The organism is Pseudarthrobacter sp. 902506025 (assembly GCF_040702325.1).
GTDB lineage: Bacteria > Actinomycetota > Actinomycetes > Actinomycetales > Micrococcaceae > Arthrobacter.
The window spans coordinates 695,392-716,898 of record NZ_JBFBKW010000001.1 but is presented as its reverse complement, the minus strand read 5'-3'; the positions used below and the strand labels follow the sequence as shown (position 1 = coordinate 716,898).

Annotated in this window: 19 protein-coding genes; 15 read left to right on the top strand and 4 right to left on the bottom strand. The window is 65.6% G+C overall.

Annotated features, from left to right (window positions below):
* Window position 1 precedes the first annotated feature (1 nt).
* The gene (locus AB0280_RS03220) at window positions 2–775 is read left to right on the top strand and encodes a 16S rRNA (uracil(1498)-N(3))-methyltransferase (RefSeq protein WP_224026127.1); all 774 of its coding nucleotides are present in this window, start codon (window positions 2–4) and stop codon (window positions 773–775) included.
* Here the strand turns inward: AB0280_RS03220 and AB0280_RS03215 are convergent.
* Window positions 768–1,685 (bottom strand): GerMN domain-containing protein, encoded by a 918-nt coding sequence (locus tag AB0280_RS03215; protein ID WP_366366178.1) that lies wholly within the window; start codon window positions 1,683–1,685, stop codon window positions 768–770. The two genes, AB0280_RS03220 and AB0280_RS03215, sit on opposite strands and share 8 nt — an antisense overlap.
* Before the next feature lie 442 nt (window positions 1,686–2,127).
* Here AB0280_RS03215 and AB0280_RS03210 point away from each other — a divergent pair, with 442 nt between their 5' ends.
* The 5 genes from AB0280_RS03210 to AB0280_RS03190 all read left to right on the top strand — a co-directional run bounded on the left by AB0280_RS03210 (window position 2,128) and on the right by AB0280_RS03190 (window position 7,641).
* Window positions 2,128–3,216 carry a PhoH family protein gene (locus tag AB0280_RS03210; protein WP_159635493.1) on the top strand — a complete coding sequence of 363 codons (1,089 nt, stop codon included), beginning with the start codon at window positions 2,128–2,130 and terminating at the stop codon, window positions 3,214–3,216.
* On the top strand, window positions 3,213–3,686 hold the full coding sequence (gene ybeY, locus AB0280_RS03205) for an rRNA maturation RNase YbeY (RefSeq protein ID WP_159631944.1): 474 nt from the start codon (window positions 3,213–3,215) through the stop codon (window positions 3,684–3,686). Before AB0280_RS03210 ends, ybeY begins: the two co-directional genes overlap by 4 nt.
* Complete coding sequence (locus tag AB0280_RS03200) at window positions 3,683–5,014, top strand: hemolysin family protein (RefSeq protein WP_366366177.1); 1,332 nt, start codon at window positions 3,683–3,685, stop codon at window positions 5,012–5,014. The genes ybeY and AB0280_RS03200 overlap by 4 nt, the downstream gene beginning before the upstream one ends.
* Window positions 4,998–5,957, top strand: a complete 960-nt coding sequence (era, locus tag AB0280_RS03195) for a GTPase Era (RefSeq protein ID WP_159631946.1) — start codon at window positions 4,998–5,000, stop codon at window positions 5,955–5,957. Before AB0280_RS03200 ends, era begins: the two co-directional genes overlap by 17 nt.
* 97 nt (window positions 5,958–6,054) lie before the next feature.
* Entirely contained in the window at window positions 6,055–7,641 is a 1,587-nt protein-coding gene (locus AB0280_RS03190; protein WP_224026124.1) for an LCP family protein, read from the top strand.
* 82 nt (window positions 7,642–7,723) lie between these two features.
* Here AB0280_RS03190 and AB0280_RS03185 read toward each other — a convergent pair whose 3' ends face one another.
* Window positions 7,724–9,676: a M13 family metallopeptidase gene (locus AB0280_RS03185; protein WP_366366176.1), complete on the bottom strand. Its 1,953-nt coding sequence runs from the start codon at window positions 9,674–9,676 to the stop codon at window positions 7,724–7,726.
* 253 nt (window positions 9,677–9,929) lie between these two features.
* Between AB0280_RS03185 and leuA the strand changes: the two genes are divergently transcribed.
* The 3 genes from leuA (at window position 9,930) to AB0280_RS03170 (ending at window position 13,349) form a co-directional block, all read left to right on the top strand.
* Window positions 9,930–11,669: a 2-isopropylmalate synthase gene (leuA, locus tag AB0280_RS03180; protein ID WP_366366175.1), complete on the top strand. Its 1,740-nt coding sequence runs from the start codon at window positions 9,930–9,932 to the stop codon at window positions 11,667–11,669.
* A gap of 85 nt (window positions 11,670–11,754) precedes the next feature.
* The gene (gene recO, locus AB0280_RS03175; protein ID WP_224026121.1) at window positions 11,755–12,507 is read left to right on the top strand and encodes a DNA repair protein RecO; all 753 of its coding nucleotides are present in this window, start codon (window positions 11,755–11,757) and stop codon (window positions 12,505–12,507) included.
* Between the two features lie 2 nt (window positions 12,508–12,509).
* Window positions 12,510–13,349: an isoprenyl transferase gene (locus AB0280_RS03170; RefSeq protein ID WP_366366174.1), complete on the top strand. Its 840-nt coding sequence runs from the start codon at window positions 12,510–12,512 to the stop codon at window positions 13,347–13,349.
* On the opposite strand, the gene AB0280_RS03165 is transcribed toward AB0280_RS03170, so the two are convergent.
* Complete coding sequence (locus tag AB0280_RS03165) at window positions 13,346–14,311, bottom strand: alpha/beta hydrolase (RefSeq protein ID WP_366366173.1); 966 nt, start codon at window positions 14,309–14,311, stop codon at window positions 13,346–13,348. The genes AB0280_RS03170 and AB0280_RS03165 overlap by 4 nt on opposite strands.
* Before the next feature lie 93 nt (window positions 14,312–14,404).
* Here AB0280_RS03165 and AB0280_RS03160 point away from each other — a divergent pair, with 93 nt between their 5' ends.
* Entirely contained in the window at window positions 14,405–15,475 is a 1,071-nt protein-coding gene (locus tag AB0280_RS03160; protein ID WP_366366172.1) for a quinone-dependent dihydroorotate dehydrogenase, read from the top strand.
* A gap of 98 nt (window positions 15,476–15,573) precedes the next feature.
* On the opposite strand, the gene AB0280_RS03155 is transcribed toward AB0280_RS03160, so the two are convergent.
* Window positions 15,574–16,176, bottom strand: a complete 603-nt coding sequence (locus AB0280_RS03155) for a DUF3043 domain-containing protein (RefSeq protein ID WP_159631954.1) — start codon at window positions 16,174–16,176, stop codon at window positions 15,574–15,576.
* A 92-nt stretch (window positions 16,177–16,268) separates the two neighbouring features.
* Between AB0280_RS03155 and AB0280_RS03150 the strand changes: the two genes are divergently transcribed.
* The 5 genes from AB0280_RS03150 to AB0280_RS03130 all read left to right on the top strand — a co-directional run bounded on the left by AB0280_RS03150 (window position 16,269) and on the right by AB0280_RS03130 (window position 21,490).
* Window positions 16,269–17,726 carry a dipeptidase gene (locus AB0280_RS03150; protein ID WP_366366171.1) on the top strand — a complete coding sequence of 486 codons (1,458 nt, stop codon included), beginning with the start codon at window positions 16,269–16,271 and terminating at the stop codon, window positions 17,724–17,726.
* 183 nt (window positions 17,727–17,909) lie between these two features.
* Window positions 17,910–18,296 carry a HesB/IscA family protein gene (locus AB0280_RS03145; RefSeq protein ID WP_159631956.1) on the top strand — a complete coding sequence of 129 codons (387 nt, stop codon included), beginning with the start codon at window positions 17,910–17,912 and terminating at the stop codon, window positions 18,294–18,296.
* 185 nt (window positions 18,297–18,481) lie between these two features.
* Window positions 18,482–19,354 (top strand): cytochrome c oxidase subunit II, encoded by an 873-nt coding sequence (coxB, locus tag AB0280_RS03140; protein ID WP_366366170.1) that lies wholly within the window; start codon window positions 18,482–18,484, stop codon window positions 19,352–19,354.
* A 10-nt stretch (window positions 19,355–19,364) separates the two neighbouring features.
* Window positions 19,365–21,092, top strand: coding sequence for a cytochrome c oxidase subunit I (gene ctaD / locus AB0280_RS03135; protein WP_366366169.1), 1,728 nt, complete (start codon window positions 19,365–19,367; stop codon window positions 21,090–21,092).
* Window positions 21,089–21,490 carry a cytochrome c oxidase subunit 4 gene (locus AB0280_RS03130; protein WP_159631959.1) on the top strand — a complete coding sequence of 134 codons (402 nt, stop codon included), beginning with the start codon at window positions 21,089–21,091 and terminating at the stop codon, window positions 21,488–21,490. Before ctaD ends, AB0280_RS03130 begins: the two co-directional genes overlap by 4 nt.
* Window positions 21,491–21,507: the final 17 nt, after the last annotated feature.

The following is a 21,507-nucleotide window of genomic DNA, read 5'->3' as shown; positions in this document are numbered from 1 at the left end:
GGTGAGCAACCCCGTCTTCTTCACCTCCGCCGGTTCACTGGCGGGCATGGTGCCCGGCCAGCTCTTTGTCCTCGAAGGGGCGGAGGCCCGGCATGCAGTCACCGTCAAACGCCTGTCTCCGGGCGAGGCCGTGGACATTGTCGACGGCGCCGGCGCGCGCATGAGCGGCAAGGTCGCCTCCGCCGCGCCCACGGGACTTGAAGTGGAGTGCGGCGCACTGGCAATGGAAGACAGGCCGGACGTCCGTCTGGTGCTGGTTCAGGCCCTGGCCAAGGGCGACCGCGACGAACTGGCCATTGAAACGGCCACCGAGCTGGGCATCGATGCCGTCATACCCTGGCAGTCGGAGCGGTCCATCGTGCGCTGGAAAGGTGACAGGGCCGCCCGCGCCCACGCCAAGTGGGAGTCCACCGTGGCCGCCGCCGCCAAGCAGGCGCGGCGCGCCTGGATCCCCGAGGTCCGGGCCGCCGTCGATACTGCCGGGCTTTCCGCCGCCGTGGAGGGTGCAGACCTGGCCGTCATCCTCCACGAAGATGCCGTGCGTCCGCTACGGACCGTCCTGGAAGCGTGGCAGGGGAGTGGGCACGACGGAATCCGGGAAGTCCTGCTGATCGTCGGCCCGGAAGGCGGAATCAGCCCGCGGGAAGTAACGAAACTCTGCGACAAAGGCGCTGTGACCGCCCTGTTGGGGCACCACGTCCTGCGGTCCTCCACGGCCGGGCCTGCCGCCGTCGTGCTTGCAAGCGACATCCTCGGCCGGTGGACGGCTACCTGACCTTGAAGGACCTGGTGTCCTCGTTGCGGTCCGGCTCCCCGCCGGACCCTGCCTGCGCCACCCGGAGCTCATAGTCGCCGGCCGGCAAGGTCAGTGCCAGCGTAAAGACGCCCGCCTGCCCCTGCCCGGCGCCGGCCGTGGTTTCACCGGTCAGGAACGGGGCCTTGCTGCCGCCGTCCCCGGACTGCAGGATCTGCCAGCGGAGCTTTGCTCCCGGCGACGTGCTGCGGCCGGTGATCTTTACGCTGCCGGCAGGTACCTCGGTGCTTTCCTGCGGATCAATGATCCACACCGGCGCCACCAGCCCGGCTGCCCGGGTCATCAGTGCGCCCAGCTGGACTTTTCCGAACGCGACATAGTCCGTGTGGCCGTCCACGAGGATCCGCACCCGGACCTGCTGCCCTGTGTCGATCAGGCCCGAACTGGCAGCGGCGGCGGTCGCCGTGTAGATCAGCTGTTGGATGGCGCGGGCGGCCATGTCGGCGTCGAGGTTGCTGTTGAAGGCGTCGGCCGAGACGTCGACCGTGATGATGTCCTTGCCCGAGATGGAGGTGGCAAGTTTGTCCGGGTTCTGCCAGGGCGTAAAGAAGTCGGGGTCCAGCGGCTTCTCCGACATCATGGCGCGGAGTGCCCGTGTCACCGGGTTCTCCTGTTCCGGAACGTCCCGGAACTCACGGTAGAGGAAGATGTTCCCGCCGCTGCGGCCAATCCAGTACACCGGGGCCTTATTGGAGGACTGGGTGGTTTCCAGTGGGGCGCTGGTGGCCGGCGCGTCCGGCATGGTGCCGCCTGTGGCCGGGACTGAGGCGGAGGTGGCGGAGGGCGTTGGTCCGTTCTCGGCGGTGCAGGCTGCAAGGGCGGGAACGAGCACCAGGATTCCTGCGAGGACGGCAGGGCGCACTCGGCCCATCGGTCGTCCTGCCCGTTCGGGCACAGAGGTTTCCGGCACTGTCCTGCCTAGTCCTTTCCTGGCGTGGCGGGCCGATCCCCCTGGCGGCCTGGCGTTCCAGCAGACGCTGGATTTCCAGCATTGCACAGGGGAGGGTGCCTCCAGCCGCTCTTTGGCCTCCCCGGCCGCAACTGCAACGGGAACGATATGAGGCCGATATGAAGTTGATACCTAACGCTGCATTCTTACCCGTTTGCGGGTCCACTTCCCTGGCTGAAGGGCCGGTGCCGCGGGCAGCCGGGTGACCGGCCTGGTATGCGTTCCAGTGCCCGGTCAGGGCGGGTGCTGGCGTAAGATAAAGGGATCGCTGGGCAAGGAGCACCGTGCAAGGGGCGCCGGCATCAGCCGAAGCAAACAAATGATGTCGATCTTCGAGGGGACCACGGGCCTGCGGGCCAGCACCATGACTGAATCAGCAAATGGTAAGCGCCGGCTCAACACGGGCGACGGCAGTCCGGGGGAATTCCCGCACTCCCTGCCTGGCATCCGGACCGAAGTAGTCCTCTTTGAGAACTCCGACCAAATGGTTCAGTCGCTCGGCAGCCATGACGAGGCGCTGCGGTTCATCGAAGAGCAGTTCCCGGACGTCAACTTCCATGCCCGCGGCAACGAACTGTCCATCAGCGGCCCCGTCAGTGACGTTCCCCGCATCATGCGGCTCCTCCAGGAAGTCCGTGGCCTGGTGGCCCGGGGCACAGTCATCACGCCCGCGGTGCTGCAGCAGCTGGTTGCCCTCCTGCGCACCCAGTCACTCCAGAATCCCGTGGATGTGCTCACCCACGACATCCTCTCCAGCCGCGGCAGGACCATCAGGCCCAAGACGCTGAACCAAAAGAACTACGTTGACGCCATCGATGCCAACACGGTCATCTTTGGCATCGGCCCGGCCGGCACCGGCAAGACCTATCTCGCCATGGCGAAAGCCGTCCAGGCACTGCAGCAGAAAGAGGTCAGCCGGATCATCCTGACGCGCCCTGCGGTGGAGGCGGGGGAGCGGCTCGGGTTCCTGCCCGGCACGCTCAGCGACAAGATCGATCCCTACCTGCGCCCGCTGTACGACGCCCTGCACGACATGATGGACCCGGAATCCATCCCGCGGCTCATGGCGGCCGGCACCATCGAGGTGGCGCCCCTCGCCTACATGCGCGGCCGCACCCTCAACGACGCCTTCATCATCCTTGACGAGGCCCAGAACACCACGCCGGAACAGATGAAGATGTTCCTCACCCGGCTCGGTTTCGGATCCAGGATGGTGGTCACCGGAGACGTCACCCAGGTGGACCTGCCCTTCGGAACGCGTTCCGGGCTGCGGATCGTCGAAGAAATCCTGCAGGGCATCGAGGGCGTCAACTTCTCTGTCCTGGATGCCGCCGACGTTGTGCGGCACAGGCTTGTTGGCGACATCGTCAACGCCTACAGCATCTGGGATGAAGCCCAGCGGAACCGCGTCAAACATTCAGCAAGCCGCGAAAAACGGGGGGAACACGCGTGAGCATCGAGGTGAACAACGAGTCCGGCGTCCAGGTGGATGAGTCCGGGCTCGTGGCCCTGTCGCGGTACATTTTTGAGCAGCTCTACATCCATCCGCAGGCTGAACTCTCCATCCTCCTGGTGGATGAACCGGCCATGGAGAAGCTGCACATCGAGCTGATGGACGAACCGGGAGCCACGGACGTGCTCTCGGTTCCCATGGACGAGCTGACTCCAGGGACCCCTGACCGGCCCACACCCCAGGGCATGCTGGGCGACATTGCCATTTGCCCGCAGGTGGCCACGGTGCAGGCCCGGAACGCGGGCCACTCGCTGCAGGACGAGATGCTGCTGCTCACCACGCATGGGATCCTTCACCTGCTGGGCTACGACCATGCCGAACCGGAAGAGAAGGCGGAGATGTTCGGGCTCCAGCGGGAACTCCTGTCCGGCTTCACCGGCAAAGAAGCACCTGCCGAGACGACCCAGTGACGCAACTGCTCCTGGTCGCGGTGGCACTGGTTTTCCTTGCCGTCGCGGCCCTGCTGACAGCGGCCGAGGCCGCCTTCAGTTTCCTTCCCCGGCACGACGCTGAACAGGCGCTCCACAGAAGCCGCGGCACCGCCATGCGCCGCATCCTTGCAGAACCGGTTGCCCACACCCGGGCCCTCCGCTTCTGGCGCGTCTGGTTCGAGATGGCCTCGGCCGTTGCCGTCGCCGTCCTGATCGCCAGCCTGCTGGACAACGTCTGGGTCGCCGGCCTGGTGGCCACCGGCATCATGGCCCTCCTGGGGTTCGTGATCGTGGGTGTTTCACCCAGGCAGCTTGGCAGGCTGCACTCCACCGCGGTGGTCCGCTTCACCGCACCGATGGTCCGGTTCCTCACCAGCGTGCTGGGGCCCATTCCAGGGTGGCTCGTGGCCCTGGGGAGCTCCGCGGCTCCCGGTGCGCCCGGCGGTGACGACGCGTTCTTCAGCGAACAGGAGTTCCGGGAACTCGTGGACCGGGCCAGTGAGTCCGACATGATCGAGGACACCGAAGCCGAAATGATCCAGTCGGTCTTCGACTTTGGGGACACCCTGGTGCGAGCCGTCATGGTTCCCAGGACGGACATCGTCAGCATCGACGCCGGCTCAAGCCTCCACCAGGCCATGTCCCTGTTCCTGCGCTCGGGATACTCGCGAATCCCGGTCATCAACGAGAACACCGACCACATCCTCGGCATCGTCTACCTCAAGGACGTTGCGGCCGTCATCCACCAGCTGGGAGCGGACCAGGCGCCGCCCCTGGTGGAGTCGCTGGCCCGCGAGGTCCGCTACGTGCCGGAGTCGAAACCCGTCAGCGACCTCCTGCGCGAACTGCAAAAGGAGTCCACGCACGTAGCCATCGTGATCGACGAGTACGGCGGCACTGCCGGCCTGGTGACCCTCGAAGACCTGATCGAGGAGATCGTGGGCGAGATCGTCGACGAATACGATACCGAGAGCGCCGAAGCCGTGGCCCTGGGAGACGGCTCCTACCGGGTCAGCGCCCGGATGGGCATCGACGACCTGGGCGAGCTGTTCGACCTGGAGATCGACGACGACGAGGTGGACACCGTGGGTGGCCTCCTCGCCAAGGCGCTGGGCCGCGTTCCCATCGTGGGCAGCAGCGTGGACGTGCAGGGCGTATCGCTGCGGGCGGACCGGCTGGAAGGCCGGCGGAACCGGGTCAGCCACATCATTGCGGCACCCGCACCAAGAGTAGAGACTGACCTTGAAGGCCTCCTGGAAGAGGCCGAAGCAACCCAGCAGGGAGTTCCACGTGAGCAAGAAAAATAAGGCTGCCGAACCGGACGACTTTGGCGGTTTCCGCGCCGGTTTTTCCGTCCTGGTCGGCAGGCCCAACGCGGGCAAGTCCACCCTCACCAACGCCCTGGTGGGCAAGAAGGTGGCCATCACCTCCGCCAAACCGCAGACCACGCGGCACACCATCCGCGGCATCGTCCACCGCGACGACGCCCAGCTGATCCTGGTGGACACACCGGGCCTGCACCGTCCCCGGACCCTGCTCGGCAAGCGCCTGAACGACCTCGTGGCAGACACCCTCGCCGAGGTGGACGCCATCGGATTCTGCCTGCCTGCCAACGAGAAGATCGGACCCGGCGACAAGTTCATCGCCGCCCAGCTTGCCGCCGTCGGCCGCAAACCTGTGATCGCCATCGTCACCAAGGCTGACCTGGTGGACAAGCAGGCGCTCACCGAACAGCTCCTTGCCGTGGCGGCGCTCGGCCGCGAGGTGATGGGCGAGGATGGCTGGAAGGACATCGTTCCCGTTTCCGCTGCCGACGGTTTCCAGGTGGAAACGGTCGCCGACGTGCTGATCAGCCACATGCCGCCGTCGCCTCCCCTGTATCCGGACGGGGAACTGACCGACGAGCCCGAAGCCGTAATGGTGGCTGAACTGATCCGCGAAGCAGCCCTGGAAGGGGTCCGGGACGAGCTCCCGCACTCCCTCGCCGTCGTGGTGGAGGAAATTGTCCCCCGGGAGGACCGGCCGGACGACAACCCCCTCCTGGACGTGCGCGTCAACCTCTACGTCGAGCGTCCCTCCCAGAAAGCCATCATCATTGGCAAGGGCGGGGCCCGGCTGCGGGAAGTCGGCACCAACGCCCGCAAGGGCATCGAAGCCCTCCTGGGCACGCGCATCTACCTGGACCTCCACGTCAAGGTGGCAAAGGACTGGCAGCGCGACCCGAAACAGCTGGTCAAACTGGGTTTCTGACCCGTACAAACGCCCCGCCCTGGGGCGTTCCCGGCATGTTCTCCAGACTGGACCACTAAAATGGACCGGATTTCGTTTTTAGAGGAAGGTTCACCACGTGGGTCGAGGCCGCGATAACCGCGACAACGAGGCTGACTTGTCAGCCGGACCGGGACCGGCGTCCCGTCACGCGGACAGCCATGACGTCGGTGCCGCACGGCACCTTGGCCCCCTGCGCAGCATGCCCCTGTGGCTGAAGGCCGTCACCGGCGTGGTGGCCCTGGTCCTGGTGGCGGCTGCCGCGTTCGCCGGGTTCTGGTTCTTCCGGCTCCAGAACAACATCTCCAAGGCCCCGCTGAACGCCGGCGGCGAAAGCACCGAGTCCCCGGGGAACGATGCCACCGGACGCCTGCAGATCCTGATCCTCGGCTCGGACACCCGGGACGGGAAGAACTCAGAGTACGGAACCGCCGACGATTCCACCGGCTACGGCAAGTCGGACGTCATGATGCTGATGGACATCTCCGAGGACAACAAGCGGGTCAACGTCATCAGCTTTCCCCGGGACCTCCTGGTGGACATTCCGGACTGCAAGGACCGGAAGACCAACAAGGACTACCCTGCCCGCACCGGCGTGATGATCAATGAGGCCATGAGCGAGGCCGGCATCGGCTGCGCCGTGGACACGGTCAACAAGCTCACCGGCATGCAGGTGGACCACTTCATGATGGCTGATTTCAACGCCGTGAAGGAATTGTCCAACGCCGTGGGCGGGGTGGATGTGTGCATCAGCGACGCGGTGTACGATCCCGACTCCCGGCTGCGGCTGCCCGCCGGAACGTCGTCCGTCCAGGGCGAAATGGCACTTGCCTACCTGCGCACCCGTCATGCCTTTGCCGACGGCGGCGACCTGGGCCGCATCAAGGCGCAGCAGGGCTTCCTCTCATCGTTGACCCGCAAGATCAAGGACGACGGGACCCTATCCGACCCCGCGAAAATGCTGAAGATCGCCGACGTCGTGACCCAGAACCTGACAGTGGACAACGGTCTTGCGTCCGTTCCCACGCTGCTGACCATCGGAAACCGGCTCAAGGACATCGACATCAGCAAGGTGGCGTTTGTCGCGGTGCCCACCACACCGGCGCCCGTGGACCCCAACAGGCTGGTCATCGCAGAACCCGCAGGTGCGCAGCTCTTTTCGGCAATGCGCAAGAATGTGGACCTGACGGATCCCACCGCGCCCACCACGCCGTCGCCCAGCGAAACAGCAGCACCTCCTGCCCCCACTGAGACGGCGACGCCCGTGCCGCCCTACAACAAAGCGATCCAGCCCGTGACCGTCGCCAACGGAAGTGGCATCAACGGCCGTGCCCAGGAGCTTGTCCAGGCGCTGGTTGCAGGCGGCTTCGCCCAGACCGGCCAGTTCCTCGCGCAGCCGGTGGCAAAGACCGCGGTGTATTACGGCAATGGCTTTGCCGACGTTGCTGCCGATGTGGCGGCACTGCTGGGAATTCCTGCCACCCTCATGATCCCTGCTCCGGGCGTGGCAGGCGTGCAGGTGTACGTCGGCAGCGACTTCACCACCGGCACTGCCTTTGGGGCAGGAGGCGGAGCCGCCGCGGCTTTGCCCCAGGACATTGTGAACCAGACGGCAGGGGACAAGGTGTGCCAGCAGGCGAATCCTGACCTGATCGTGCGGCAGTAACAGCCGGTCTTCCCTGCGCGGACAAATCTGTCCCGCAACAAAATGGGCCCCGCCAATGGCGGGGCCCATTTTTGCTGTTCAGCTACCAGATGCTCACGCGCTCAGCGGGGGGCATCCACATTCCGTCGTCCTCGGTAACATCGAATGCCTCGTGGAACGGGTCGAGGTTTTTCGCGATGGCGTTGGTCCGGAATTCGTTGGGGGAGTGGGGATCGGTGGCAAGCCGCCTGATGGCCTCCTCCTGCCGGATGACTTGGCGCCACCCAGCTGCCCAGGACGCGAAAAAGCGCTGTTCCCCGGTCAGGCCGTCAAGGACCTCCGGCTCCTTGCCGTCCAGGCTGATCCGGTATGCCTTGTAGGCGATGGTCAGCCCTGCCAGGTCGCCGATGTTCTCGCCGAGCGTGAGCCGGCCGTTGACGTGGTGCCCGGACGCGGCCGTGGGGGAGAGCGCATCGAACTGTGCCACCAGGCGGGCCGTCAGCGCCTCGAAGGCCCGGCGGTCCTGCTCCGTCCACCAGTTGCGAAGGGCCCCGCCGCCGTCGAACTGTGAACCCTGGTCATCAAAGCCGTGTCCGATCTCGTGGCCGATCACGGCCCCAATTCCGCCGTAGTTCACGGCGTCGTCGGCGTCGGCGGTGAAGAACGGCGGCTGCAGGATGGCCGCGGGGAACACAATTTCATTCATCATGGGGTGGTAATAGGCGTTGACCGTCTGCGGCGTCATCAGCCACTTGTTCCGGTCCACCGGCTTGCCCACCTCATCAAGGTGACGGTCGACGTCGGCATTGTGCGCGCGCTCCACATTGCCCAGCAGGTCGTCGGGGTCGATCTCCACGGCCGAGTAATCGATCCACTCGTCCGGGTAGCCGATCTTCGCGCGGAACGCCTCCAGCTTGCGCAGGGCCTCGGCTTTGGTGTCCTGGCCCATCCAGCTGACGTCATTGATGCTGCGGCGGTACGCCTCGATGAGGTTCGCCACCAGGGTCTGCATCCGTGCCTTGTGGGACTCGGGGAAGTGCCGGGCTACGTAGATCTGGCCGACGGCCTCCCCGAGCCCTGCCTCGACGACGGCCACTCCGCGCTTCCACCGGTCCTTGTTGCGGGGCGTGCCGCTGATGGTGGTGCCGTAGAACGCGAAGTTGGCATCCACGAACCCGGAGGACAGGTACGGCGCCGCCGCGCTGACGACGCGCATGGCCAGCCACTCCTGCCAGGTGGCCACCGGGACTTCGTCCAGGAGCCCGGCGGCGCCGGCAAAGAAGTCTGGGGTGCTGACGACGATTTCCGTGCGCTTGCCAGCGTCGATTCCCGCGGCCTCGAACCAGGTGGCGAAGAGGGGGAAGAGTGCGGTGGCTTCGTCTGCCGTCTTCAGGTTGTAGGTCTTCTGCGGATCCCGGAGGGTGACGTTGTCCCAGTGGTGGGATGCCAGCTTTGTCTCCAGCCCGACCACGCGCTCCGCGGCGCCCTTCGGATCCGCCAGGCCGGCCAGTTCAAACATCTTCTCCACGTGCGCCGTGTAGGCGGCGACGATCGGGGCGAACTTCTCTTCCCGGTAGTAGGACTCGTCGGGCAGGCCCAGGCCGCCCTGCCCGGTGTACAGCAGGACCCGGTCGGGGTTGCCCGCATCAGGGGCGGGATAGATGTAGAACAAGCCGCCCACGTCCGCGCGGAACAACCGGCCCGCCAGGGCAATGAGCTCCGGGACCGAGGGCGTGGCGAAAACCTCCGCGAGCCGCCCGCGGATGGGCTCCATGCCCTTGCCCTCAACGGTGGCTTCGTCCATGAAGCTGTTGTACAGCCCGCCGATCTTCCGCTCGATCCCCGTGGCGTCGTCGCCTTTGGCCGCCGCTTCCTCGATGATGTCCCGGACGGCGATCTCGGACCCGTCACGCAGGGCGGTGAAGGTGCCCTCCAAGGGCCGGTCATCCGGAATCTCGGTGGCCTTCAGCCACGCGCCGTTGACGTGCTGGTAGAGGTCATCCTGCGGCCGGACTGTGTGATCAATGGTGGAAAGATCGATCCCCGAAATGGGCACTGCAACTCCTTTGCTGGGACGCTGCTGCCGGGCGGAACACCGGAAGGCGTCTGCATGCTGGACTTTACGGACGGTAGTGCCCTTTCATCTTACGCACCCGTGTTACCCTCAAAGTGTGCGTGCAGAGCTCCTTCTCCTTAGCTGCCGCGGCGAGGCCACAGACGCTATCTAGCGCACGGCCCACCCTCGCTGCGGAGTTTGTGTTGCCCGGCCACCCTTTCACTGAAGATCGATAGAAAAGGCCACGAACATCATGCGAAACGCACAGAAGCCCTCAGGAATGCCCGCCCACCGGTACACGCCGTTCCAGGACCAGATCAAAGTTGAGCTGCCGGACCGCACCTGGCCGGACAAGGTGATCACCAAGGCCCCGCGCTGGTGTGCCGTTGACCTGCGCGACGGCAACCAGGCACTGATCGACCCCATGAGCCCCGCCCGCAAGATGAAGATGTTCGACCTGCTGGTCCGCATGGGCTACAAGGAGATCGAGGTCGGGTTCCCGTCGGCATCGCAGACGGACTTCGACTTTGTCCGCCAGCTCATCGAGGGCAACCACATCCCGGATGACGTCACGATCCAGGTCCTGACCCAGGCCCGGGAACACCTGATCGAGCGGACCTACGAGTCCCTCGTCGGCGCCAAGCAGGCCATCGTCCACCTCTACAACTCCACGTCCGTGTTGCAGCGGCGCGTCGTGTTCAACCAGGACGAAGACGGCATCCTGGACATCGCCCTGCAGGGTGCCCGCCTGTGCAAGAAGTATGAGGAAACGCTCGCGGACACCCACGTGACCTACGAGTACTCGCCGGAGTCCTTTACCGGTACCGAACTCGAGTACGCCGTCCGGGTCTGCAACGCGGTGGCCGATGTGTTCGAAGCCTCCGCCGACCGCCAGGTGATCATCAACCTGCCGGCCACAGTGGAAATGGCCACCCCCAACGTCTACGCCGATTCCATCGAGTGGATGAGCCGGCACCTGCACCCGCGCGAAGGCATCATCCTCTCGCTGCACCCGCACAACGACCGCGGAACAGGGGTGGCTGCCGCCGAGCTGGGCTACATGGCCGGCGCCGACCGCATTGAAGGCTGCCTGTTCGGAAACGGTGAACGGACCGGCAACGTGGACCTGGTCACCCTGGGCCTGAACATGTTCGTCCAGGGCATCGACCCCATGATCGACTTCTCCAACATCGACGAGGTCCGCCGGACCGTTGAGTACTGCAACCAGCTGCCGGTACCGGAGCGTTCGCCGTACGGTGGCGACCTGGTATTCACCGCATTCTCGGGTTCCCACCAGGATGCGATCAAGAAGGGCTTCGAAGCCCTGGAGCGCGACGCCGCCGCTGCAGGCAAGGCCGTGGACGACTTCACCTGGCAGGTTCCGTACTTGCCGGTTGACCCCAAGGACCTGGGCCGCAGCTATGAGGCCGTTATCCGCGTGAACTCGCAGTCCGGCAAGGGCGGTGTGGCTTACCTGCTCAAGAACGAGCACAGCCTGGACCTGCCCCGCCGCGCACAGATCGAGTTCTCCGGCGTCATCCAGCGCCGCACCGACACCGTGGGCGGCGAAGTCAGCGGCGCCCAGCTCTGGCAGATCTTCCAGGACGAGTACCTGCCCTCCGGGCAGGCTGACGGGCAGTGGGGACGCTACTCCCTGGGCGGGGTCAAGACGGAAACGGACGCCGACGGCGGCATGACGCTTCACGCCGCACTCACCATCGATGGTGCCCAGGTCAGCCGTACCGGCACTGGCAACGGTCCCATTGCCGCACTGCTGAACATCCTCCACGAGGACGGCGTGGACGTCCGGGTGCTGGACTACAGCGAGCACGCACTGTCTGAAGGCGGCAACGCCGCGGCGGCTGCTTACGTCGAATGCGCCGTGGGGGAGCGGGTCCTGTGGGGTGTCGGCATCGACGCGAACACCAGCATGTCGTCCCTCAAGGCCGTCATCTCGGCAGTCAACCGCGCCATCCGGGATGCCCGGGCCTGATACCTGCAGGTGGTGCCGCCGGGACCAACCGGCGGCACCACCGTGGCGTGGCAGCGCGCCGCCGGGCAGGATGGGAAGATAGAGCGTGGTCCAACAGTCTTTTGCCTCCCGGGCCTACCGGGACGACGCCGTGGTGCTCCGTACCCACAAGCTGGGCGAGGCGGACAGGATCATCACCCTCCTGACGAAGCACCATGGACAGGTCCGCGCCGTCGCCAAGGGTGTGCGCCGCACCAGCAGCCGCTTCGGTGCCCGGCTTGAACCCTTCATGGTGGCAGACCTGCAACTGGTCTCCGGCCGCACGCTGGACATCGTCACGCAGGCCGTCGCCAAAGGGGCCTACGGCGGAAGCATCGCCGCGGATTACGGCAGGTACACGGTTGCCGCCGCCATGACGGAGACCGCCGAGAAACTGACGGACGTGGACGGCGAGGCCGGCACCGCGCAGTACAACCTGCTGGTGGGAGCCCTCGCTGCGCTGAGCCGTGACGAACATGCGGCGGGCCTCATCCTGGACTCCTACCTGCTGCGCGCCCTGGCCACCGGCGGCTGGGCCCCCAGCTTCACCGACTGCTCCCGCTGCGGCATGCCGGGCCCGCACACGGCGTTCTCCGCGCCCCTGGGCGGCATGGTCTGTGCACAGTGCCGGCCGCCCGGGTCACCGGCCCCCGCAGCCGAAACCGTGGTCCTGCTTGCGGCCCTGCTGACCGGGGACTGGAGCACCGCGGACGCGTCCTTGCTGCAGCACCGCAAGGAGGCCGCCGGCCTGGTGGCCGCTTACCTGCAGTGGCATCTGGAACGAGTATTGAAGTCCCTCAAACATGTGGAGCGTAGCTGACAGTGGCCCTGGGAAAAAAGAACAACGCCCCCCGGAAGCGTACCCACCCCGTGGTGGCCCCTTACCCGCATCCTTCCGGTGCGGTGGCACCGTCCATCCCGGCTGAGTTCATTCCCCGGCATGTGGCAATCGTCATGGACGGCAACGGCCGCTGGGCCAACCAGCGCGGGCTGCCGCGGATCGAGGGGCACAAGGCGGGGGAGCCCGCGCTGCTCGATGTCATGGCAGGAGCCATCGAACTGGGCATCGAATATGTCAGCGTCTATGCGTTCTCCACCGAAAACTGGCGGCGTTCACCGGAGGAGGTGCGCTTCCTGATGGGATTTAACAAGGACGTGCTTCGAAGGCAGCGGAACCAGCTGGACGACTGGGGTGTCCGGGTACGCTGGGCGGGGCGCCGGCCGCGCCTCTGGGGTTCAGTAATACGGGAGCTGGAGGAGGCCGAGCAGTTCACGGTGGCAAATACCACCTGTAATTTGACCATGTGTGTTAATTACGGCGGCCGGGCCGAGATCACCGACGCCGTGTCCGCGATTGCCGAAGACGTGGCGGCCGGCAGGCTGAAGCCGGGCGCCATCACCGAGCGGACCATCCAGAAGTACCTGGATGAACCCGATCTTCCCGACGTCGACCTTTTCCTGCGCAGTTCGGGGGAGCAGAGGCTGTCCAACTTCCTGCTCTGGCAGTCCGCGTATGCGGAGTTCGTCTTCATGGACACGCTGTGGCCGGATGTTGACCGGCGGACCCTCTGGGCCGCCGTCGAAGAATATGCCAGGCGGGACCGCCGGTATGGCGGTGCCGTTGATGCAGCCCCTGCACCGGCGGATCCCCAGGCGGGTTAGCCCTGCCCATAGGCCCGCAGCCACCGGGCCAGCCGCGAGTAGGCATCGGTGCGGATCGGCTCAGGCGAGAGGAAGACGTCGTGCAGGGCACCGTCAATCCGCTCGATGGTCACCGTGCGCCCCAGCGTGAGTGCGCGGGTACCGATGATATTCACATCCAGGACGGCATCGGTGCGGCGCATTTCCTCGGACCAGAGCAGGCCGTTCGCGCTTCCCTTGGAGAGCAGGACCAGAATCGGCGCCTCGATTTCCAGGCCGCGGGCCACCCGGGCATGCCCGGCGAGTACCGCCCGCAGCCAGCCTGCGCGCACCGGGAATGCCATGCGGGGCCGGTACCGCTCATCAACCGGCCACTCGCCGTCGGCCGCGCTGCTGATGGTGCGCCAGTAGTGGCCTCGCTCCGGGAGCCGGAGAACCGCCTGCGGGCGGAAGCGGGCCACGGGACGGACCATGCTGGACGCGGCGCGCCGCACCAGCGAACTCCCGTGCATCTCCAGCCAGGGGCTGTTCAGGATCAGCAGTGAAACGGCTTCCGGATGCCCGCTGCTCCACAGGGCCGCCACCAGCCCCCCGGTGGAATGGCCCATCAGCGCCAACGGTCCGGGCGCACCCTCCCGGCGGATGATGCGGGCTGCGTCTTCGATTTCGGCGTCGTAGGCGGCAAGGTCCGCCACATAACCGCCCGGAGCCTCCGGGCGCAGGCTCCGTCCGTGGTTGTGCATGTCCAGTGCGTAGAAGTCGTAACCGGCCGAGGCCCAGAACTGCGCCAGGTCCACGTTGAAGAAATAATCGCTCCAGCCGTGCAGGAAAAGCACGGCACGGCGGTGGCCGTCGGCGACGCGGCTGTCCGGATCCGGCCGGAGCCGTACCAGGGTTGCCGTCCGTGCCACCCCGTCGGGGCCGGCGGCCGCGAAAGTGTGGGACTCGAAATCCCCGCCCAGGATGTCCTGCTGCCACTGCATGGCCTCATGCTAGACCGGCGCGCCGGGGCACGCCGCCCGTGGGGCAGCTTCTCCGTTTTGGTGTGGCGCCCCCGGAGACGGGAAACTGGAGGCATGCGCGTTTATCCCACTTTCTTCAGGCTGGCCTTTTCATGGATGGACGCCGAGCGCGCCCACAAGATCGGATTCAAGGGCATCCGTCTCGCACATGCGTCGGGCGCCGGACGGGTCCTGCAGAAGCTGACCGACCCTGCTCCGTCCCTGCAGACCACCGCTTTTGGCGTCACTTTCCCGTCGCCGTTCGGGTTGGCTGCCGGCTTTGACAAGGAAGGGCACGGCATCGAGGCGCTCACGGATCTTGGATTCGGGCACATTGAAGTAGGCACCATCACCGGGCAGGCACAGCCGGGCAATGAAAAACCGCGGCTGTTCCGCCTGGTCCAGGACCGGGCCGTCATCAACCGCATGGGATTCAATAACGACGGCGCCTCGGCCGTTGCGCCCAGGCTTAAGGCCGCGCGGGCCGCGCTTCAGCGCCGCTACCCGGCGGTGCGTCCGGTCATCGGCGTCAACATCGGCAAAACCAAGGTGGTGGAACTTGCCGACGCCGTGGACGACTACCTGGTGAGCGCCCGCAGCCTGGCGCCCGCCGCTGACTACCTGGTGGTCAACGTCAGTTCTCCCAACACCCCGGGACTGCGGCTGCTCCAGGACGTGGAAACGCTCCGTCCGCTGCTGACCGCCGTAGGACAGGAAGCTGACCGTGCCGCGGGACGCCACGTACCGCTGCTGGTTAAGATCGCACCGGACCTCAGCGACGAGGACATCGACGACGTGGCGCGCCTTGCCCTGGACCTGAAACTGGACGGCATCATTGCCACCAACACCACGATCGCCCGCGCAGGACTGTCCTCGCCGGCCGAAGAGGTGGAGAAATGCGGCGCAGGCGGCTTGTCCGGCGCTCCCCTGAAGGAGCGTTCCCTCGAGGTGCTGAAGCGGCTCAAGCACGCCACCGGCGACGCCCTGGCCCTCGTGTCGGTGGGCGGCGTGGAGTCGGCCCGGGATGTCCAGGACAGGCTCGACGCCGGCGCGACCCTGGTGCAGGGTTACACCGCTTTCCTCTACGAGGGCCCGTTCTGGGCAGCCCGGATCAACAAGCAGCTTGCGCGGACGTGGCGGTCCTGACGCGCCCTGCCGGATGCCTCCCGTGACGGGGAAGGCGCTTTAAACCAGACACCCCGGCGGTATTTCCGCCGGGGTGTCTGTTGTTTAATTTTGTGGGGTCAGGCCGGGTACTGTCCGCGCTGGACCTGGGGCTTGGGCAGCCGCAGCTTCCGGAACTGCAGGGACCGCATGGAACCGTACCAGACGGTGCCGCCCTCCACCTGCCCGAACTTTTCCGCCAGGCGCTTGCGGAGCTTGCGGGACAGAATGAAGACGTCCACGAAGACCGCCAGGAACATGACCCAGAAAGCGCCAAGGACGTAGATCATCATGTCGCTGGAAGCCGGGACCACCAGGGACACCAGCACGAACACCAACGCACCGAACATCAGGTATTCCCCGAGATTGAAACGCGCGTCCACGAAGTCGCGGGCGAAGCGTTTCTGGGGCCCCTTGTCGCGCAGCGGCAGGAACTTCTCGTCACCGGTGTCCAGGGCCCGGCGCATCTTAAGGCGCTGGTCCTGCACGGCCTGGCGTTCGGCGGCCTTGGAGGCCTTGCGGTCCTCGGGCACCAGCGGCCGCTTGCGGGCGGCCTCCTGGGCCTTCCGCGTGGGGGTCGGGGCGCCCTTGCCCGCCACACTGTTCTGCCGCGCCGCTGCCTCCGCTGCCTGCTGGTCTATGGTTTCCTGCGCCGAGGGCGCTTCTTTTCTACGTCCGAACACCTGACCAGAATACCTTGCAGCGGCGTGCCCGCTGCTTGCTTCCGCGCCTGCCCCGGCCGGCACCCGAATGTGACGGGGGTAATGTTTTGGCCATGACTCCATCACCCGCGGCAACCCCGCACAGCACCACCACCACCACGGCAGGACCAGGCCCTGAAGCTACCGGAAGGACGGAAGATCTTCGTTCAGCGGTAGACCGTTCCTTCGACCAGACACTTGCACGGCTCAAGGAGCTCGTTGCCATCCCCGGGATTGCCTGGCCCAGCTTTGAGCGCACCCCCCTGGAGCGAAGCGCCGAGGCCGTCGCGGAACTCCTTCGGGGTGCCGGGATCGGAGAGGTCCAGGTGCTGACCGTGGACAAAGCCGACGGTACGCCCGGTGGGCCGGCCGTCGTCGCCCGCCGTCCTGCCGTCGAAGGAAAACCCACCGTCCTGCTGTACGCCCATCATGACGTCCAGCCGGTGGGCGACGAATCCCTGTGGGAAACGGAGCCCTTCACCGCCGTCGAAAAAGACGGACGCCTTTACGGCCGGGGCGCCGCGGACGACAAGGCCGGGATCATGGCCCACGTCGCCGCCTACGCCGCCGTTGCCGAGGTCGTCGCCGGCTCGTTGGGGCTGGGCGTGACGTTCTTCATCGAAGGCGAGGAAGAAGCGGGGTCACCCACATTCCGGACGTTCCTGGAGGCGAACCGTGAACTGCTGCGGGCCGACGTCATTGTGGTGGCTGACTCCAGCAACTGGAAAGTCGGGATACCGGCCCTGACCACCAGCCTTCGCGGCCTGGTGGACGGCACCATCGAGGTGCAGGTACTTGACCATGCGGTGCACTCCGGCATGTACGGTGGGCCGGTCCTGGATGCGCCCATCCTGCTGTCCCGCCTGATTGCCACACTTCACGACGCCGACGGAAACGTTGCCATCGAAGGGCTGGTGGCCACCGACACGGCTGCCGTCGAGATGCCGGAGGCGGACTACCGGGCCGACGCGTCCGTACTCGACGGCGTCCGCCTTGCCGGAACGGGAAGCATCGCCTCGCGGCTGTGGACCAAGCCGGCGCTGTCAATCATCGGCTTCGATGCCCCCGCCGTGGACGTGGCATCCAACACACTGCTTCCACGTGCGCGGGCAAAGTTCAGCCTGCGGCTGGCGCCGGGCCAGGTTCCCGCCGAGGCCATGGAAGCGGTGCGCAGGCACGTCGAGGCCAACGCGCCCTTCGGTGCAAAGGTGGTCTTCACGCCGGGGGAGGCGGGCAACCCCTTCCAGACCGATACGTCATCCGCCGCGGCAACGGTGGCCATGTGGGCACTGGGGGAGGCCTGGGGGGTTCCGGCCGTGGAAACCGGCATTGGCGGGTCCATCCCCTTCATTGCCGACCTCACCGACCTGTATCCCAACGCGCAGATCCTGGTTACAGGCGTGGAGGACCCGGACTCGCGGGCCCACAGTGCCAATGAGTCGCTGCACATCGGTGACTTCCGCAATGCCATTCTGGCGGAGGCGCTCATGCTGGCCCGGTTGAACAGCGAGGGCCTCACCGCAGGGGAGTGAGCAGCTTTCGGCGTGCGGGCGGCCGCCCTGCTTCCAGGGAACAACCGGCGTGCTTTGACGGTTACGCCAGGAGTTAGAGCTACAGGACTGCCGCGCGTAGCATGTAGCTATAGCCCATACCGTATTTGTAGGGGCAGGCGCCGTTACGGCGACGCCGCCAGACCGTCCTAAGAAGGTAGGCCAATGAGCACCTCAACCAACGAAAACAGCACCGCCACCACCGTGGCCAGCGACGAACTGCCCGTTCACGAGGTCAACCTGACCGACGTCGCCGCCGGCAAGGTCCGCAGCCTCCTCGAGCAGGAAGGCCGCACGGACCTGCGCCTGCGCGTGGCCGTGCAGCCCGGCGGATGCTCAGGGTTGATCTACCAGCTCTACTTCGACGAGCGGCTCCTTGACGGAGACGCCGTCCGCGACTTTGACGGAGTCGAGGTCGTCGTCGACAAAATGAGCGTGCCGTACCTGAGCGGCGCAAGCATCGACTTCGAGGACACCATCTCGAAGCAGGGCTTCACCATCGACAATCCGAACGCCGGCGGCTCGTGCGCCTGCGGCGATTCATTCCACTAGGCCGGTTATTTCGCCTGATGTCGGCGCCGGGCTTCCTGCCGCATAAAACGGCACGGGGGCTCGGCGCCGACATGTGGGCGAAACGCCCGGGGGAGCGGTAAGCTCTACACCGAGTAGTAAAACTTTTTTGTGCCCGGAGCGCCGATGGCTGCCCGGACAACAGCAACAAGTAGGAAGGGCCGTCTGTGAGTTCGCAGAACCGAACCGGCAGCCGACGCAACACGATCACCACGATCTCAAGCTTGGCTATAGCCGGCGCGTTGGTTTTGACCGGATGTTCGCCAGAGGTAGAGAAAGGGTGGATGCCCACTGAACGTGGCACCACCAGCAACACCGACCGCATCATGGACCTCTGGGTCAACTCATGGATTGCTGCGCTCGTGGTCGGCGCCATCACGTGGGGCCTGATCATCTGGTGCGTGGTCGCTTACCGGCGTCGCAAGGGAACCGTGGGCTTCCCGCGGCAGACCAGCTTCAACCTTCCGCTGGAAGTCTTCTACCTCACCATCCCGATCTTCATGGTCCTGGTGTTCTTCTACTTCACGGACCGTGACCAGCAGGCCATCGATGACCGCTCACAGCCTGCCGACGTCGTCGTGGACGTCCGCGGCAAGCAGTGGGCATGGGACTTCAACTACAAGTCCGGCGATGTCATCCAGGAAGACCTCCACGAGGCCGGCGTCCAGGCGCACCTCACCGGCAACACCATCGACAAGGAACAGCTCCCCACGCTGTACCTGCCGGTGAACAAGTCCGTTGACCTCGAGCTCAACGCCCGCGATGTCATCCACTCCTTCTGGGTTCCCGCCTTCCTGCAGAAGCGCGACATGATTCCCGGCAAGACCAACTACATCCGGTTCACCCCCACTAAAGAGGGCACCTACGACGGTAAGTGTGCCGAACTCTGCGGCGAGTACCACTCCGAAATGCTGTTCCGCGTCAAGGTGGTGTCGGAATCTGAATTCCAGGCCCACATGGACCAGCTCAAGGCTGAAGGCAACACCGGCCTGCTCGGCGTGGAGTACGACCGCAACCCGAACCTGAACGAAACCAAGTAAGGGGAGCGACGTGGCTACGTACACCCAATCCGCACCCACGGGGGTCCTGTCGGCTCCCGTGGTACCCAAATCCAAGGGGCGCATCGTCGTCAACTGGATCACCTCCACTGACCACAAGACCATCGGGTACATGTACCTGATCTCGTCCTTCGTGTTCTTCTGCCTCGGCGGCGTCATGGCCCTGCTGATCCGTGCGGAACTCTTCGAGCCCGGCATGCAGATCCTGCAGACCAAGGAACAGTACAACCAGCTGTTCACCATGCACGGCACCGTCATGCTGCTGATGTTCGCTACCCCGCTGTTCGCCGGCTTCGCCAACGTGATCATGCCGCTGCAGATCGGCGCGCCCGACGTCGCGTTCCCGCGTCTGAACGCACTGGCCTTCTGGTTCTTCCTGTTCGGCTCCACCATCGCCGTCTCCGGCTTCATCACCCCGCAGGGTGCTGCATCCTTCGGCTGGTTCGCCTACGCGCCGCTGTCCAACACCACGTTCACCCCGGGCATTGGTGGCGATCTGTGGGTCTTCGGCCTGGCATTGTCCGGCTTCGGCACGATCCTCGGTGCGGTCAACTTCATCACCACCATCATCTGCATGCGCGCTCCGGGCATGACCATGTGGCGTATGCCCATCTTCACCTGGAACACCCTGATCACCGCGATCCTGGTCCTGATGGCGTTCCCGCCGCTGGCCGCCGCCCTGTTCGCCCTCGGCGCGGACCGCAAGTTCGGTGCCCACATCTTCGATCCTGAGAACGGCGGTGCCGTCCTCTGGCAGCACCTGTTCTGGTTCTTCGGACACCCCGAGGTGTACATCATCGCGCTGCCGTTCTTCGGCATCGTCTCGGAGATCTTCCCGGTGTTCAGCCGCAAGCCGATCTTCGGCTACAAGGGTCTGGTCTACGCCACCATCGCCATCGCGGCCCTCTCGGTCACCGTGTGGGCCCACCACATGTACGTCACCGGCGCCGTCCTGCTGCCGTTCTTCTCGTTCATGACCATGCTCATCGCAGTGCCCACCGGCGTGAAGTTCTTCAACTGGATCGGCACCATGTGGCGCGGGTCGCTGACCTTCGAGACGCCCATGCTTTGGAGCCTCGGCTTCATGATCACCTTCCTCTTCGGTGGTCTTACCGGCATCATCCTGGCCTCGCCGCCGCTTGACTTCCACGTTTCGGACTCCTACTTCGTGGTGGCGCACTTCCACTACGTGGTGTTCGGCACCGTGGTGTTCGCCATGTTCGCCGGGTTCTACTTCTGGTGGCCCAAGTGGACCGGCAAGATGCTCAACGAGCGCCTGGGCAAGATTCACTTCTGGCTGCTGTTCCTGGGCTTCCACGGCACCTTCCTGATCCAGCACTGGCTGGGTGTCGAAGGCATGCCGCGCCGGTACGCGGACTACCTCGTGGAGGACAACTTCACGTGGATGAACCAGTTCTCCACCGTGGCATCCTTTGTGCTGGGCGCGTCCCTCATCCCGTTCTTCTGGAACGTCTACATCACCTGGCGCAAGGCCGAAAAGGTCCAGGTCGATGATCCGTGGGGCTTCGGTGCTTCGCTCGAGTGGGCCACGTCCTGCCCGCCGCCACGCCACAACTTCACGTCCCTGCCCCGGATCCGTTCCGAGCGTCCCGCCCTGGACCTGCACCACCCGGAACTCCGCCAAGTCCACACCGTTGACTCGCCGGCTCCCGCAGCGGCAGTACTCGGCAACGCCGACCAGAAGGACACCGCACAGTGAAAATCGAATCCTGGATCTTTGGCTCCGGAGTCTTCTTTTTCGTTCCCGTCTCGCTGGTCTACGGATTCCTGACCAACTGGAGCGAATGGGTGGGCATCCTGGGCATCCTGCTCGTGGCCGGCCTGGCCGGCATGATCGGCGCCTACCTGGGCTTCACCGGCAAGCGCGTAGGCCTTCGTCCCGAGGACCGCAGCGATGCGGAAATCCACGAGGGCGCCGGCGAACAGGGGCACTTCAGCCCTTGGAGCTGGTGGCCCCTGGTCCTGGGTATCGCCTGCGCCACTGGCTTCCTGGGCCTGGCAGTTGGCGCCTGGGTCATCTTCATCGCCGGCGGGATCGCCATCGTAGCCCTCGTCGGCTGGGTGTACGAATACAGCCGCGGAGACCACGCACACTAGGCAAGCAATAAGAATAA

Bases quoted from the DNA above. Each gene is read 5' to 3' on its own strand.
- AB0280_RS03215 (WP_366366178.1), bottom strand. From the start codon at position 1,685: ATGGGCCGAGTGCGCCCTGCCGTCCTCGCAGGAATCCTGGTGCTCGTT.
- AB0280_RS03160 (WP_366366172.1), top strand. From the start codon at position 14,405: ATGCGCGTTTATCCCACTTTCTTCAGGCTGGCCTTTTCATGGATGGAC.
- AB0280_RS03150 (WP_366366171.1), top strand. From the start codon at position 16,269: ATGACTCCATCACCCGCGGCAACCCCGCACAGCACCACCACCACCACG.
- AB0280_RS03210 (WP_159635493.1), top strand. From the start codon at position 2,128: ATGACTGAATCAGCAAATGGTAAGCGCCGGCTCAACACGGGCGACGGC.
- AB0280_RS03145 (WP_159631956.1), top strand. From the start codon at position 17,910: ATGAGCACCTCAACCAACGAAAACAGCACCGCCACCACCGTGGCCAGC.
- leuA (WP_366366175.1), top strand. From the start codon at position 9,930: ATGCGAAACGCACAGAAGCCCTCAGGAATGCCCGCCCACCGGTACACG.
- AB0280_RS03165 (WP_366366173.1), bottom strand. From the start codon at position 14,311: ATGCAGTGGCAGCAGGACATCCTGGGCGGGGATTTCGAGTCCCACACT.